The 15704-nt window shown below is 45.7% G+C and carries 15 protein-coding genes; 7 read left to right on the top strand and 8 right to left on the bottom strand.

Going from position 1 to position 15704, the window contains the following annotated elements:
• Window positions 1-17 precede the first annotated feature (17 nt).
• Window positions 18-1181 carry an acetyl-CoA C-acyltransferase FadA gene (gene fadA, locus MHN00_RS03260; RefSeq protein WP_069943690.1) on the bottom strand — a complete coding sequence of 388 codons (1164 nt, stop codon included), beginning with the start codon at window positions 1179-1181 and terminating at the stop codon, window positions 18-20.
• An 18-nt stretch (window positions 1182-1199) separates the two neighbouring features.
• Entirely contained in the window at window positions 1200-3350 is a 2151-nt protein-coding gene (gene fadB, locus MHN00_RS03255; protein ID WP_069943691.1) for a fatty acid oxidation complex subunit alpha FadB, read from the bottom strand.
• Between the two features lie 495 nt (window positions 3351-3845).
• Between fadB and MHN00_RS03250 the strand changes: the two genes are divergently transcribed.
• The 3 genes from MHN00_RS03250 to MHN00_RS03240 all read left to right on the top strand — a co-directional run bounded on the left by MHN00_RS03250 (window position 3846) and on the right by MHN00_RS03240 (window position 8405).
• Window positions 3846-5909: a transglycosylase SLT domain-containing protein gene (locus MHN00_RS03250; RefSeq protein WP_239300247.1), complete on the top strand. Its 2064-nt coding sequence runs from the start codon at window positions 3846-3848 to the stop codon at window positions 5907-5909.
• Between the two features lie 167 nt (window positions 5910-6076).
• A complete protein-coding gene (gene pepQ, locus MHN00_RS03245; protein ID WP_014948148.1) occupies window positions 6077-7408 on the top strand; it encodes a Xaa-Pro dipeptidase in 1332 nt (443 codons plus the stop codon).
• 280 nt (window positions 7409-7688) lie between these two features.
• Complete coding sequence (locus tag MHN00_RS03240; RefSeq protein WP_014948149.1) at window positions 7689-8405, top strand: divalent cation transporter; 717 nt, start codon at window positions 7689-7691, stop codon at window positions 8403-8405.
• 111 nt (window positions 8406-8516) lie between these two features.
• Here MHN00_RS03240 and ispB read toward each other — a convergent pair whose 3' ends face one another.
• Entirely contained in the window at window positions 8517-9491 is a 975-nt protein-coding gene (gene ispB / locus MHN00_RS03235) for an octaprenyl diphosphate synthase (RefSeq protein ID WP_014948150.1), read from the bottom strand.
• Window positions 9492-10267: 776 nt separating this feature from the next.
• Between ispB and rplU the strand changes: the two genes are divergently transcribed.
• The 3 genes from rplU (at window position 10268) to cgtA (ending at window position 12279) form a co-directional block, all read left to right on the top strand.
• Window positions 10268-10579 (top strand): 50S ribosomal protein L21, encoded by a 312-nt coding sequence (gene rplU, locus MHN00_RS03230; protein WP_012517169.1) that lies wholly within the window; start codon window positions 10268-10270, stop codon window positions 10577-10579.
• Between the two features lie 15 nt (window positions 10580-10594).
• Window positions 10595-10852: a 50S ribosomal protein L27 gene (rpmA, locus tag MHN00_RS03225; RefSeq protein WP_012517170.1), complete on the top strand. Its 258-nt coding sequence runs from the start codon at window positions 10595-10597 to the stop codon at window positions 10850-10852.
• A gap of 260 nt (window positions 10853-11112) precedes the next feature.
• Window positions 11113-12279 (top strand): Obg family GTPase CgtA, encoded by a 1167-nt coding sequence (gene cgtA, locus MHN00_RS03220; RefSeq protein ID WP_014948151.1) that lies wholly within the window; start codon window positions 11113-11115, stop codon window positions 12277-12279.
• Window positions 12280-12465: 186 nt separating this feature from the next.
• Here cgtA and MHN00_RS03215 read toward each other — a convergent pair whose 3' ends face one another.
• The 4 genes from MHN00_RS03215 to MHN00_RS03200 form a co-directional block, all read right to left on the bottom strand.
• Window positions 12466-12741 (bottom strand): S24/S26 family peptidase, encoded by a 276-nt coding sequence (locus MHN00_RS03215; protein WP_275444158.1) that lies wholly within the window; start codon window positions 12739-12741, stop codon window positions 12466-12468.
• Between the two features lie 12 nt (window positions 12742-12753).
• Entirely contained in the window at window positions 12754-13251 is a 498-nt protein-coding gene (gene sodN / locus MHN00_RS03210; RefSeq protein WP_014948153.1) for a superoxide dismutase, Ni, read from the bottom strand.
• A 13-nt stretch (window positions 13252-13264) separates the two neighbouring features.
• Entirely contained in the window at window positions 13265-13471 is a 207-nt protein-coding gene (locus tag MHN00_RS03205) for a hypothetical protein (RefSeq protein WP_014978232.1), read from the bottom strand.
• A 63-nt stretch (window positions 13472-13534) separates the two neighbouring features.
• Window positions 13535-13900, bottom strand: a complete 366-nt coding sequence (locus tag MHN00_RS03200) for a hypothetical protein (RefSeq protein WP_039224426.1) — start codon at window positions 13898-13900, stop codon at window positions 13535-13537.
• 182 nt (window positions 13901-14082) lie between these two features.
• Between MHN00_RS03200 and folA the strand changes: the two genes are divergently transcribed.
• Window positions 14083-14580, top strand: coding sequence for a type 3 dihydrofolate reductase (gene folA / locus MHN00_RS03195; RefSeq protein ID WP_039231980.1), 498 nt, complete (start codon window positions 14083-14085; stop codon window positions 14578-14580).
• A gap of 113 nt (window positions 14581-14693) precedes the next feature.
• On the opposite strand, the gene rpoS is transcribed toward folA, so the two are convergent.
• A complete protein-coding gene (gene rpoS, locus MHN00_RS03190; protein ID WP_014978235.1) occupies window positions 14694-15686 on the bottom strand; it encodes an RNA polymerase sigma factor RpoS in 993 nt (330 codons plus the stop codon).
• Between the last annotated feature and the right edge of the window lie 18 nt (window positions 15687-15704).

The raw sequence follows: 15704 nt of genomic DNA, 5'->3' as shown, positions 1-15704 counted from the left end.
AGCGCTTATTTAAACGCTTATACACGCTCAAATACAGTAGCAATACCTTGGCCTAAACCAATACACATAGTCGCTAAGCCTAGGCTTACGTCTTGTGATTCCATTAGGTTGATAAGCGTACCCGAGATACGCGAACCAGAACAACCTAGTGGGTGACCAAGTGCAATCGCACCACCGTTAAGGTTAATCTTAGTATCTAGGTGGTCCATCCAACCAAGCTGCTTAATACAAGATAGCGCCTGTGCTGCGAACGCTTCGTTAAACTCAGCAAGTTCAATATCGTCCATAGTTAAGCCAGCGCGCTTAAGGGCTTTTTGTGTTGCTGGCACTGGGCCATAACCCATAATTGCCGCATCACAACCAGCCACAGCCATTGCGCGAATTTTCGCACGAGGCGTTAGGCCAAGCTCTTTCGCACGGTCTGCTGACATAAGTAGCATACCTGATGCACCGTCAGACAGCGCAGAAGATGTACCCGCAGTAACAGTACCATTTACTGGGTCGAACACTGGGCGAAGTGCCGCCATGCTCTCAGCAGTGCTCTCTGGGCGTACTACTTCATCGTAGTCAATGAGCTTTAATACGCCGTTTGCATCGTGACCTTCAACAGGCACAATCTCGTTAGCCCAGCGGCCTTCAAGGTGTGCTTTGTGCGCTAGCTGGTGCGAACGTGCGCCAAATGCGTCTTGTTGCTCACGAGTAATACCGTTTTGACGGCCAAGTAGCTCGGCAGTCATACCCATCATGCCCGACGCTTTCGCCGTGTACTTAGCAAGACCTGGGTGGAAGTCTATGTTGTAGTTCATCGGTACGTGACCCATGTGCTCAACACCACCAATCATGTAAATGTCACCACGACCGCTCATGATGCCACTTGTTGCATCGTGAAGGGCTTGCATTGACGAGCCACATAAACGGTTAACCGTTACCGCGCCTGTTGTGCGTGGAATTTTTGTGAGTAGTTGCGCGTTACGTGCAACGTTGAAGCCTTGTTCTTTAGTTTGCTGAACACAGCCCCAAATGATGTCTTCAATTTCCGCTGGGTTTACGCCAGGGTTACGCTCTAGTAGCGCGGTCATTAGCGCAGCAGATAAGTCTTCTGCACGCACATTTCTGAAAACACCGTTTTTTGAACGACCCATAGGGGTACGTACGCAATCGATTACGACCACTTCTTTCATTAGTTTTTCCTCCGGGTCTTATGCGAAATAGGATTTACCAGAAGCGGCCATTTCACGAACGCCGTCTGAGATCTGATAAATAGGACCAAGTTCAGCGTACTTGTCTGCCATAGCAACAAAGTTCGCCAAGCCAATGGTTTCAATCCAACGGAAAATACCACCGCGGAATGGAGGGAAACCTAAGCCGTAAAGTAGCGCCATATCTGCTTCAGCTGCGCTATCTACAATGCCTTCTTCCAGGCAGCGAATTGCTTCGTTTGCCATAGGGATCATAAGGCGTGCAATAATGTCGTCAGCTTCAAAGTCTGTCTTCTCAGCTACGTGTGGCGCCATTAGGGCATATGCTTCTTCAGCAGGTGTTTTAGACGGCTTGCCGCGCTTATCAACACCGTAGTTGTAGAAACCTTTACCGTTCTTCTGACCTAAACGCTCTTCTTTGTAGAACAGTGTTACCGGGTCGTTGTCCAGACGAGCCATACGCTCTGGAATGCCCGCTGCCATTACGTCTGCTGCATGATCGCCCGTGTCGATACCTACAACGTCCATTAGGTAAGCAGGGCCCATTGGCCAGCCGAAGATTTTTTCCATTACCTTATCAACCGCTACAAAGTCAGCGCCGTCGATAAGTAGCTTACTGAAGCCCGCAAAGTATGGGAACAATACGCGGTTTACCAAGAACCCTGGGCAGTCGTTAACCACAATTGGGGTTTTGCCCATTTTAAGGGTAGCGGCTACTACTGCATTGATGGTTTCTTCTGACGTTTTTTCGCCACGAATAATTTCAACAAGCGGCATGCGGTGCACTGGGTTAAAGAAGTGCATACCACAGAAGCGCTCTGGCTTGTCTAGGCTTTCAGCTAGCTGATTGATAGAGATAGTAGAAGTGTTTGAACAGATGATAGCGTCGTCAGCTACGCTCTCTTCAACTTCTTTTAGTACAATACCTTTTACTTTCGGGTTTTCTACAACCGCTTCAATAACAAGGTCAGCATCTTTAAGCGTGCTGTACTCAAGGGTAGGCGTGATAGCGTTAAGTGTTTGCGCCATTTTAGTCGCGTCTACTTTACCGCGCTGCATGCCTTTACCAAGAATTTTCGCTGCTTCAGAAAGGCCAAGGTCTAGTGCACCTTGATTAATGTCTTTCATGATAACTGGCGTGCCTTTCACAGCGCTTTGGTATGCGATACCGCCGCCCATGATGCCTGCGCCTAGCACAGCGTTAAGCTTAGATTGCTTAGTAGCTGCTTTCGCTTGCTTTTTACCTTTGCTTTTAACTAGCTGGTCGGCTAGGAAAATACCAATTTGCGCTTTCGCAGCGTCTGTTTTCGCTAACGCTACAAAGCCTTCATTTTCAAGCTTAAGTGCACCTTCACGGTCTAGGCCCGCTGCTTTTTGAACAGTCTCAACCATTTTGTGCGGTGCTGGGTAGTGTTTGCCAGCTTGCGCAAATACCATAGCTTGAGCAGTACTGAAGCTCATCATGGCTTCGTTTTTGTTTAGCTGTAGTGGGGCTTTTTTAACCGCACGACGCGCTTGCCAATCAAACTTGCCTTCTGCAGCGTCTTTCACCATTGAAAGTGCGCCTTCAACAAGTGCTTCTGGTGCAACAACGGCATCAACTGCGCCTTCAGCAAGGGCTTTCGCGCCTTTTCTGTCGCGGCCAGTGGTCATCCACTCAAGGGCGTTGTCTGAACCAATAAGGCGAGGTAGACGAACCGTACCACCAAAACCAGGCATTAGGCCTAGTTTAACTTCTGGCAAACCAATTGAAGCAGTAGTGTCTGCAATACGCATGTCACACGCCAATGCCATCTCACAGCCGCCACCTAGAGCGAAGCCGTTAACTGCAGCGATGGTAGGGAAAGGTAGGTCTTCGAAGCGGTCGAATACTTGTGATGTATTGGCAACCCACTGTAGTACTTCTGCATCGTCCATGGCGAATAAACCAGTGAACTCGGTGATATCAGCACCTACAATAAATGCAGGTTTTGCACTGCGTACTACTAAGCCTTTAACATCGCCTTTAGCAAGTAGGGCTTGAGTTGCTTCGTCAAGTTCACTCACCGTTTGGCGGTCGAACTTGTTTACTGAACCTTGGGCGTCGAATACCAGCTCAGCAAAGCCGTCTTCTAACAGGCTGACGGAAAGACTTTTGCCTGTGTATATCATTATCATCTCCTTCGGCATTGGCCAGGATGTTAGTGAAGTAATCCAACTAATTTGTAGGGTCGTATGCATTCACTAACGCGTTAGGGTGGCTAGATTCTTTACAAAGCCACACAAAATTTCAACAAAAAATCAAACAAGCGTTTCAATTTTTCTAAGGTAGTGGTCGGATGACTTAAATTCAAGTGTAAATATCGAATTCAAGCTTCATTTCGCCATTGGTGGTTGTATAATGAGCGTTATTGACGCAAAGCGCCAATCCAGCAAAAGAATAATCTACAATCATGTCAACTATGTGTGTAAAGCATAGCTAACGACAGCTGGCACAACATCTTCTTTGGCAAGGAGCCAGGCTGAAATCTTCCCTTCGTTTATCAAACGAACGTAGTGGATCAGTCGCAATGCTGCTTTTTCAGCAACATTTTACAATCAGCTCGATTCGGCAAATTTGCCAGCGCTCATAAGCGTTCGAGTGTAGAGCAGGGTAGGAGTTCTATTGTGTCTGGTTTTTATTTTAGTTCGTGGTTAGGTCAGCGCTCGCTGACAAAAAACAATAAATTGTTCGCCACCGTTGTGGGGGCATTTGTTTGCTCGCTCTCTTCATTTTTCTCTATCGGCGCATGGGCTACACAGCCTTTAACACTACCCGAAGATATTTTCGAAAAGGATCGCGCTCGTTATCTAGAAGTTGAAAAAAAGCTGTTAACGTATTCGAAGCGAAGCGTTCAGCGCCTCGATAACGACATTTATGAACTGGCGCATTATCCGCTTTATCCTTATCTACTTAGACTCAAGCTAGAGCGCACGATGTCAATAAGAACAAAGCGCGAGGTTAAGCAGTTTCTGGAAGATTTCAATGGTCAGCCGGTAAGCTACGGTGTGCGTTATAAATGGCTTAATTACCTTGCTAAGAACGATTATCGCAGCACTTTTTTAGACAATTATCGCCCAGGTATGGGCGCAAGGCTAACCTGTATTGCGCTTAATTACCGTTTAAAAGAAGGTGAAAGCGAACAAGCTATTTTGTCCGAAGTCGACGCCTTATGGCTTCACGGGCAGTCGCAACCGGATGAATGCGATCCGCTTTTTGCTAAGTGGAAAAAAGCGGGCATGATGACACCCGAAATGGTGATCAAGCGCATAGAGATTGCCGCGAAAGAAGATAACCGAAGCATTATCTCTTATCTTAAGCGCCAACTTCCCGGTGATAAGCAATACCTGGCTGACGCGTGGCTATCGGTAACCCGAGACACCAGCCGAGTAAATAGAACGGCGCTCTTTCCACTAAAAAATGCATCGCATGAAGCTGAGGTAATTGTATGGGCGGTCGAGAAACTTGCTTGGCGAAACCCTGACTTAGCCGGCACGGTATTTAACCGCTACAACGACAAAAACGTGTTCTCGCCAGCGCAGCAGCACGTTATGCGAAGAGCAATAGCGCTTAGCTACACGCTAGACCGCCTTCCTCAAGCGCATCATTGGCTTGAACTTGCTGATGTGCAGGGTGCCAGTGAAGATGTAAAGCTTTGGCATATTTCCCATTTGCTTCGCACGAAAAAGTGGCAGGAAGTGGTTAATGTTATTGATAGCGCTCCTGCCAGTTTGCAGCGAGAAGAAAACTATCGCTATTGGAAAGCCCGTGCTTTAGAAGCGCTTGGTCAAACTATGCAGGCTACGGTGCTTTATAAAGAGCTTTCTCAAGAACGCCATTATTATGGCTTTATGGCAAGTGCGCACATAGGCGAAATTCCGTCGCTTGCACACACGCCAGCGCCAAGAGACACAGCGGCTATTGCCAGTGTGGCGAAAACCCCTGCCACCATGCGCTCTGTTGAATTTTTCAGGTTAGACAGAACCACAGAAGCGCGCCGTGAGTGGTTTTATTTACTGTCACATTTACCCGAATCGAAAGTGACCGATGCGGGCATTTTGGCGTATGAGTGGGGCTTGTACGATCAAGCTATTACCAGTTTTGCGCGAAGTGGCTATTGGGATGATGTCGAGCGCCGATTCCCACTGGCCTTTAACGATGTATTCAGCGAAAAGTCGCAGGCATACAGCATTTCAAAATCGCTGGCTATGGCTATTGCACGCCGCGAAAGTTCGTTTAGAAGCGATGCTATCTCTTCGGTGGGAGCGGCAGGACTCATGCAGCTTATGCCGGGAACAGCGCGTTATGTAGCAAAAGAGAAAGTAAGTCGTAACACACTTTTTCAGGTAGACGATAACGTTGAATACGGCGTGCAGTACCTGCGTTATTTAATGGACAAGTTAAACAATAACCCTGTGCTGGTGTCTGCATCTTATAACGCTGGTTGGCGCAAAGTGTTGGAATGGTTACCTGCTAATGAAGCGCTGCCCGTGGATATTTGGATTGAGAATATTCCCTACAAAGAAACCCGTGCTTACGTGAAGGCGGTGATGGCGTATCAGCATATTTACGACCAGCAGTTAGGTGGAAACGAGAATATCTTCCCTCAACTTACCCGCGATATGATCCCATCGGCAGATGCAGTAAGTACACATCCGGTAACAGGTACACTGCAACTAGCACCGCGATAGCTATCAAAGGTTAGGCGTATACGGGTACGCCTTTCATTACGTTATTATTTTACCAGTTTGGGAAACTTAACGTATACAACAGCACAGCGGTCTGAGCCAGTATGCATGTCATGCTGGCCTCGTGATACACTAGTAGCTAACTAACGACTAAAAAGATAAGAGGGGCTATGTCGCAACATAAAGCAACCTACCAACAGCATATCGAAGAGCTTCAAGCTAGAACTCGCGAAGCATTACAGCGAGAAGGGCTAGACGGACTAGTTATTCACTCAGGGCAGGGCAAACGTCTTTTCTTGGACGATAATCACTACCCATTTAAGGTAAACCCGCAGTTCAAAGCATGGGTGCCTGTTATTGATAACCCTAACTGTTGGCTGGTGGTAAACGGTGTAGACAAGCCTACGCTTATTTTCTATCGCCCTGAAGATTTCTGGCACAAAGTGCCACCAGAGCCAAATGACTTTTGGACTGACAGCTTCGACATTAAACTACTTCAACAGGCCGATGCGGTAGAGAAATTTCTGCCTTACGATAAAAGCCGTTTTGCCTATGTAGGCGAATATATTGAAGTGGCAAAAGCGTTGGGTTTTGACAATGTAAATCCAGACCGCGTATTGCATTATTTGCATTATCAACGTGCTTATAAAACCGACTATGAACTTGACTGCATGCGTGAAGCTAACAAGCTGGCGGTGGCAGGTCATAAGGCCGCTGAGCAAGCCTTCCGTGAAGGCAAAAGCGAGTTTGATATCAATCTTGCCTATGCTGCAGCAAGTCGACAAGGTGACAACGACGTACCATATACCAGTATTGTGGCACTTAACGAGCATGCTTCAATTCTGCATTACATGCAGTGTGATACCGTAGCGCCAAAAGAATCACGTTCGTTTCTGATTGATGCGGGTGCAAATTATCATGGCTATGCGGCAGATATTACACGTACTTACGCTCAAGAAGGTGTTCATAATTCAGCGATGTTCCGCGACCTCATTCAAGCGGTAGATAAGGTAACGCTGACCTTAGTCGATTCGTTAAAGCCGGGTGTAGCCTACACAGACATTCACTTGTTAGCCCACGATGGTATTGCGCAAATTCTTCACGATACCGGCATGGTGAATTTAACGCCACCTGAGATTGTGGAAATGGGGATTACACGCACGTTCTTCCCACATGGCATTGGCCATTTCTTGGGGCTGCAGGTACACGATGTGGGCGGATTGGTTAATGATGACAGAGGCACGCCTAAGCCTGCTCCTGATGATCACCCGTTCTTACGCTGCACGCGTATGGTAGAAGCCCGTCAAGTGTTCACTATCGAGCCGGGCCTGTACTTCATCGATAGTCTACTGCGCGACCTTAAAGCGACGCCTGCGTCTAAGTACATTAACTGGGATACCATTGATGCATACAAACCTTTTGGTGGCATTCGCATTGAAGACAACATTATTGTGCATCGCGATAAGAACGAGAACATGACCCGAGATTTGGACTTAAATTAATCGACTTTTTGTGTATAGCCAACACAACCCATCGTTATAAATGCAAAGAGCAGCCTTAAGCTGCTCTTTTTCGTTACGCGCTTTTAAAATGTACGTTCTCTTTGTTGCGTCACCTCGATGTAGAACCACTATACCTGCGGTAACACGCCGCGATTACGAACATTTTAACTCTCGTTGAGTGGGTAATTATCTATGCGGACTGGTATTATTTGTAAACCAATGGTGCTGTGTGTAGTAATCAATAGGAAGATATACAAGTAATGGTTAGAAAGGAGTCGTTATGCCACAAGGCGATATTGTAGGTTTATTAATAATGGCAACGGTGGCGGGTCTTGCTATGCCCGCAGGCGCTATTTTAGCGACTTATCAAGGCATTCAGCCTAAGTGGCTAGAAAAAGAGTTACGCCATGGCATTTTAGCGTTAGGAGCAGGAGCGCTAATTTCGGCGGTGGGACTTGTGCTCGTACCTGAAGGCATAAAAGACGTATCGGTATTTGCGGCCATAATGTGCTTCGTTGGCGGTGCCTTAGCTTTCATGGCCCTTGATATTTACTTGGCGAAAAAGAAAACCGCAGGCAGCCAGTTAGCCGCCATGCTCAGTGATTTTGTGCCTGAGTCTATCGCACTTGGTACTACGGCAGCGTTAGGCGGAGGTACCATGTTATTAGGCCTACTGATTGCAGTTCAAAACTTACCAGAAGGGTTTAATGCATATAGGGAAATGTTGCCAAAGAACAAACAGCGCAGTACCAAACTCATTATTATCTTTGTATTAATGGCGCTACTTGGCCCCTTGTTTAGCTTGTTAGGCTTTTATTATCTAGCGCAGTTCCCCGTTGTAATGAGCGGTATAATGCTGTTTGCCGCAGGTGGAATACTTTATTCGGTGTTTCAGGATATTGCACCGCAAATTCGTATGGAAAACCATTGGCTTCCTCCGCTTGGCGGTATTCTTGGTTTTTTAGTGGGGATGATAGGCTTCATGCTCGAAGGCTAGCTTTTTAATAATTAGCTAGTTTTCGTAATTGGTAATTGCCAATAAAAAAAGCGTGTTGCTTACAACACGCCTTTTCATATCACTTATCGACAATTAGTTATCTATTGCTAGTTAGCTTGTACGCTCAATTGAGATATGTGCCAGCGCGATTAACGCCTCTTTATATTCAGAATCTTCAATAGCGTTTAAGCTGTTAATGGCCATTTGTACTTCTTTTTGCGCACATTCACGTGTGTAGTCCAAAGCACCGGTTTCTTCCATAATGCCTTGAATCCGCGTCAAGTGTGGTAGGCCATTGCTTTGTTCAATAGCTTCTTGAATAAGCGCTTTGTCGTCGTCATTTCTTGCGTGCCACATAGCGTAAAGTAATGGCAGAGTAGGCTTACCTTCAGCTAAGTCGTCGCCCGCATTCTTGCCCATTTCTTCGCTGTCAGCCATGTAGTCAAGTATATCGTCAGCTAGCTGAAAGGCTGTGCCTAGGTGCTTACCGTATTCTTGCATAGCGTGTTCAATGTGCTCATTTTGGTCGGTCAGCACAGCCGCTAACTGCGTAGCAGCTTCAAACAAACGCGCCGTTTTACCGTAAATAACATCAAAGTAACGTGCTTCTGTAGTGCTGGGATCGTTACAGTTCATCAGCTGTAACACTTCACCTTCAGCAATTTGGTTTGTGGCTTCAGACAGTATCTCCATAACGCGCATGCGTTTGAGGCTCACCATCATTTGGAAAGAACGGGTGTAAAGAAAGTCACCCACTAATACTGATGCCTGATTGCCAAAAATGGCATTGGCCGTTTCCCGCCCTCTGCGCATGGTCGATTCGTCAACCACATCGTCGTGCAATAGGGTAGCGGTATGAATAAATTCAACAATCGCCGCAAGGGTATGGTGATCGTTGTTGTCTATTCCCATAGCCCGCGCACTTAACACGGTAAGAAGTGGGCGTAATCGCTTGCCGCCACTGTTTACAATGTAAAAACCAAGCTGATTAATTAGGGCAACATCAGAGTCGACTTGTTGTTGAATCAGCTGGTTGACCGCCTGCATATCATCATTAGACAGGGCGCGGATTTGATCTATATCCATAGGCATGGCAATAAATACTTACTCTTACGTCTTGGGCAATTATTGGTGGCGATTGTACCTTAATCATCTGTACTATCCACCAAATTGTCTTAAAAAATGACGGCTTAACGCATTTACGTGTAATTCCTTAAATACGGTTAAACCAGATGTGAAAAAGGTGGGGCTGCATTCTTCATATAAATTCTGTTCCGTGTTTAGCGGTTTGCCGCATGTACGCCCCCTTAATCGTGCGATCACATGCAATTATAGGTGCTCTCGATAATTTTTCCTGTTAAGTCGCTATTTTTTGACGTTTGTATGAAGAAAACGAAGTGTTTAAGAGCAACTTTGTTTCTCAATTAGGGGAGTAGCATTGCCCCAAATCACAGATACAAAGTGGGGAAGTAGTAATCGTAAAAACGATCCTATTCGTGGGATCCAACAGCTCGATCGCAGTCTGATCGCAATGCATATTTGGGGATCGTTTGCCGATCTCGCTCGCGTGATCTTGCGCTGTTTGGATCGCATTTCTATGTAATTTAACCTATCAATATTTCCATTTTGATTTAATACGACCTAAAAATTTTTACTGTTTTTTTAAAAAAAATTTGTGAATTTTTAACGGTTTTTGGGCATTTGAAGCTGCATCAAATACGCAATTGGGGCATAATTCGCCCCATGTTGGAAAAATAATCTATTTTTCTGCGAATCGGGGTTGTGATTTACGGATGTTTCACGTACAATTCGCGCCCTGTTTTTTGAATTGAAGCGTCAGTGGACGCAGAGCGGAGTTAACTATGTACGCGGTTTTCCAAAGTGGCGGTAAACAACACCGTGTGGCCGAAGGCCAAACCGTTCGTCTTGAAAAAATCGAAGTAGCCCCAGGCGAAACGGTTGAATTTGACAAAGTTTTAATGGTAAGCAACGGTGACGACGTAAAAATCGGCACACCAATCGTTGCTGGTGGTAAGGTGACTGCTGAGGTTGTTACACACGGTCGTGGCGATAAAGTAAAAATCGTTAAGTTCCGTCGTCGTAAGCACTCTCGTAAGCAAGCGGGTCACCGTCAGTGGTTCACAGAAGTGAAAATCACTGGTATCAACGCATAATAGGAGCACGAACACATGGCACACAAAAAAGCTGGTGGTAGTACCAAAAACGGTCGTGATTCAGAAAGTAAACGCCTAGGTGTTAAACGCTTTGGTGGTGAATCTGTTCTTGCTGGTAACATCATTGTTCGTCAACGTGGTACTCGTTTCCACGCTGGTGACAACATGGGTATCGGTAAAGACCACACGTTGTTTGCACTAAAAGACGGTAAAGTTCAGTTCGACGTTAAAGGACCGAAGAACCGTAAATTTGTAAGCATCGTAGCTGAGTAAGCGCGTAAGCTTCTCGCCGAACAGGCTTAGAAAAACCCCGCGCTTGCGGGGTTTTTTGTTTTGTGAAACCTTTCTTTCTTTTTCTGTTCTTAATTAATAGCAATTATATTCTGAAAATGAATTAGCGCTGAGCAAGGTTTTACTTCTCAATTTTTTAGAATGCTGAGTAGACTCAAAAGCGCCGATGCGCAATTTGGTGTAAACTTAGTATTCGCATTAAATAAGTTAATAACCCACGGCATTACAGCCCGGAGTGATAAATGAAATTTGTAGATGAAGCTGAAATTCGCGTTGAAGCCGGTGACGGCGGCAACGGTACAATTGGCTTTAGAAGGGAAAAATACGTACCTAAAGGTGGCCCAGACGGTGGCGACGGTGGTGACGGCGGCAGTGTATTTTTACAGGCCGATGAAAACCTAAATACATTGATCGATTATCGCTTTGAGCGCTTTCACCGTGCTGAGCGTGGCCAAAATGGTCAAGGCGGCAACTGTATCGGTAAGAAAGGTAAAGACCTCACCGTAATGGTGCCTGTTGGCACGCGTGCTACTGATAGTGATACTGGCGAAGTATTAGGTGACCTGACTCGTCATGGTCAAAAGCTTAAAGTGGCACAAGGTGGTTTTCACGGTTTAGGCAATGCCCGCTTTAAAAGCAGTACGAACCGTGCCCCACGTCAAAAGACCAATGGTACACCAGGTGAAATTCGTAACCTTAAGCTAGAGCTTATGCTTCTAGCCGATGTTGGCTTACTTGGTATGCCTAACGCAGGTAAATCAACCTTTATCCGCTCTGTATCAGCAGCTAAGCCTAAAGTGGCTGATTATCCGTTTACAACCCTTGTGCCTAACTTAGGGGTGGTTCGTCAAGATTCACAGCGAAGCTTCGTTGTTGCGGATATTCCTGGTTTGATAGAAGGTGCTGCCGATGGTGCTGGCCTAGGTATACGCTTCTTAAAACACTTAGAGCGCTGTCGTATCTTGCTTCACGTGGTAGATATTTTCCCTGTTGATGAAACCGATCCTGCCGAGCACGCAAAAGCGATCATTGAAGAGCTTGAAAAATACAGCCCTAAATTGGCAGAAAAGCCTCGTTGGTTAGTATTTAATAAAGTCGATTTACTACTTGAAGAAGAAGCTGAAGAACGCTGTCAGCACGTGATCGATGCGTTGGGTTGGGAAGGCCCAGTTTATCAAATCTCTGCGTTCCAAAAGATGAACCTAGATCCTTTGTGTAACGACATTATGGACTTCATTGAAACTCTTCCAGCTGAACTGGAAGAGGAAGAAGAGAAGAAAGAAGTAGAATTCAAGTGGGACACTTACCACAAGAATACACTTGAAGCTCATGATGAGTTTGAAGATGACCTAGATGACGACGACTGGGACGAAGACGATTACGACGTGGAAGTTGAGTATCGTCGCTGAGAAACAGTCGCTGAGAAACAGTCGTTGAGAAACAATCGCTGAGTGACAGTCAATTGCGAAACAATTACTGATAACCAGTGCTCTAAAGCAAATTAGAACAACAAAAAGCTCGCATCGTTGCAAAGACAACGTGCGAGCTTTTTTGTAAGTAACGCGGTTAGGCTAATGCACCCTCATCGTGCTGGCTTACTCATTGGTATGATAGATAACCTTTCCCAGCAATTGAGCGCGAGTAAACTTACCCATGGCCTCTTGGCTTACAGAGTGGGCCTTGTTATCGCCCGTTAAGGTAAACGTTCCGTCGGTGTTAACATGGTCTACCCTTTTGATAATTACGCCGTAAGTGCTGCTTTTAACAACCACGATTTGCCCGCTACGCAGCCACCTAAAAGGCCATCTCATTGCACAGACAAAATCACCGTCGTTTAGAGAAGGCAACATGCTGCTCCCCGTAACCCGCATAATTTTAAACATTTAGAGGTCGGGATAAACCACTTCTTCAGAAGGTGGATAGGGGCACGTTGCTTTTTTGGTTGCGACATCTTTGGTTGCCCAGAAACGCTCGGCAAATTCATTCACTAACGAAAGCAGCTCTTCAGCTTTTTCTCTGCTGACGTGTTGCTTACACCCAGAACCGGCCAGCATGATTTTATGTACAAGCTCGTTAGTGTCTGGAAACTTCTCAAACTGAGGGGCTTTAAAGTAATCGCCCCATATTACCCTGACTTCTTGCTTTACTTTCTCTGCATGGGTTTCCTTTTCTGCTACTAGGCGGCTCATTTGCGCTTGATCTGCGAACGTAAGTGTCTCTTTTTCGGCCAGTTCGTTAAGTAGGTCTACGAAGCGAATAACACTCAACGCAGCCAACTGCGCCGAAAACGGATCGTAAATTTTGCAAGGAATGTCGCAATGTGCGCTAACCGCAGGGAAGGGGCTAACGGCATGAAGTTTTGATAGTAATTGATGAATCATAATTTGTACCCCCTTACTTTGCTGAGCGCTTTTTAGCGTTGAAGTATTTGTAAGCCGCAAAGCCACACGCAGCTGCACAGCCTACAAGCGACGCGTAAAACAGAGCATGCATAACACCGCTAGTCCAGTGTTCATGATCGTGTCCTGCATGAGCGAATGCGCCTGAACTAAATACAGCGGCGTATAGCATTAGAGCTGAGCGTTTAAGGTTAACTTTCATGAATTCTCCTAAAGCGTTAGTAAAAGTAAGGTGAAGTAGTTAGGCGCATAAGTATCGGTGCAACTACACGGCGAAGCGCAGTGGTACATTGCTGTTCACGATGTTGTTCGAGGCGCTGATGACAGTATGAGCTCTGTCGACAATGGCGTTTCGGTGGTGAGGCAGTTTCAGATGAAAGTATGTCTCTTCAAGCAAGCTTGTTAAGCCCATAATCTTAGCTGTCATTGCGCTGTTCTCACCGCCGTCTACCTCAAGCAGAATAACGGCGATATCAAACGCACAGCCAAGGTATGGAATTGCTTCACTGAACTGACCGCTTTGCATAAGCATTGTGCCTTGCATTTCATCGCGCGCCATTACGTGTAGGGCCTGTTCTGGGTTGTTGTAAACCCAATCTGCGTGTTTAGGGCATAGATAGTTTATTTGCATTGTCGCGACCTCCTGTATACACACTAGAACAGTTAAAATAATAATGCAAATGATAACTGTTTCTATTTGTTGGGTGTTAAAGCTATACCCTTTGAGCCAATACACATTTGGTCGCTGATGTTGATATACTGCCGCGGTTCAACAATAAAAACGGCTTTATAGGTAATGAAATGAAGATAGCGATGATTGCTGCTATGGCGAAAAACAGAATTATAGGCGCAGATAATGATATGCCGTGGCACTTACCGGCTGATTTAAAACACTTTAAAGCGATCACCTTAGGCAAAGCCGTCATAATGGGCCGCAAAACCTATGAGTCAATCGGAAGGGCATTACCTGGCAGGCCAAACATTGTTATAACGAGTAATGCTGACTACAGCTTATCTGACGCGACGGTAGTAGATTCACCAGAGTCAGCGATTGAGGTAGCCAAAGCGCTAAGCGCAGAGAACAGCGACAACGATGAAATAATGATTATCGGTGGCGGTACTATTTACCAAACGTTCTTAGATAGCGCTGACACTTTGTATCTCACACATATTGATTTGACTGTTGACGGAGATACACAGTTCCCAGACTATGAGGCGGCAGCAAGTTGGACGGAAGTATCACGTGATGAACATGACGCCGATGAGAAAAATCCTCACCCTTACACATTCGTCACTCTCGTTCGAAACTAACGGAGAGATTGGAACTAGGTTCAATTTAAAATAAAAAAATGCCAGTGTTGTGAAACTCAAAAATTGAGAGCTTCACAACACTGGCATTTTTATTTTTGCGTTGCGCGCAGATGCTACTTCATTTGGTCGAACAGGTTCTCTAATGAAAGACCCTGATGACCCAACATATCGCGAAGACGGCGAAGTGCTTCTACTTGAATTTGACGAACACGTTCACGTGTTAAGCCAATTTCGGCACCCACATCCTCAAGTGTTGAAGGTTCATATCCCATAAGACCGAAACGACGAGCAAGTACTTCGCGTTGCTTAGGGTTTAGTTCTTCAAGCCAGGTTACAATATTACTTTTGATATCTGAGTCTTGTAAGCTCTCTTCAGGGCTAAACTCTTTCTCGTCAGCAATAATGTCGAGGAGTGCTTTATCATTTTCTCCACCAATAGGTGTATCGACAGAGGTAATGCGCTCGTTTAAACGCAACATCTTAGTGACATCTTCCACAGGCTTATCAAGCGCTAGTGCAATTTCTTCTGCAGTTGGCTCATGATCAAGCTTTTGTGAAAGTTCACGAGAAGCACGTAAATAAACGTTTAGTTCTTTCACTACATGAATAGGCAAACGAATGGTGCGCGTTTGGTTCATGATAGCGCGTTCGATGGTTTGGCGTATCCACCATGTGGCGTATGTTGAAAAGCGGAATCCACGTTCAGGATCAAACTTCTCTACGGCACGAATTAGTCCTAAATTGCCTTCTTCGATTAAATCTAGAAGTGCCAACCCACGGTTGTTATAACGGCGAGCAATCTTAACAACAAGGCGAAGGTTGCTTACAATCATACGTTTACGAGAGGCTTCGCAGCCTTTCAGTGAGCGGCGCGCAAAATAAACTTCTTCTTCTGCGGTTAGCAGTGGTGAAAAACCAATCTCTCCTAGATAAAGCTGTGTGGCATCCAGGTTTTTAGGTTGGTCATCCTGACTGAAAATGGCGTCGTCATTTTCTAGTTCAGCGTCGTTAACTAAGGTTTCGTCAGCTTTCATATCAGCTGGCATATCGATGACTTCTAAGTCATCTTGCGGTTTTGATTCTAAGGCTTTATTTGACTTACCCATCATGAATCTCCTGCTACA

Origin of the sequence: Alteromonas sp. Cnat2-8 (genome assembly GCF_022348355.1) — a bacterium.
Classification (GTDB): domain Bacteria; phylum Pseudomonadota; class Gammaproteobacteria; order Enterobacterales; family Alteromonadaceae; genus Alteromonas; species Alteromonas macleodii.
This window is presented reverse-complemented; position numbering and strand designations above follow the sequence as displayed.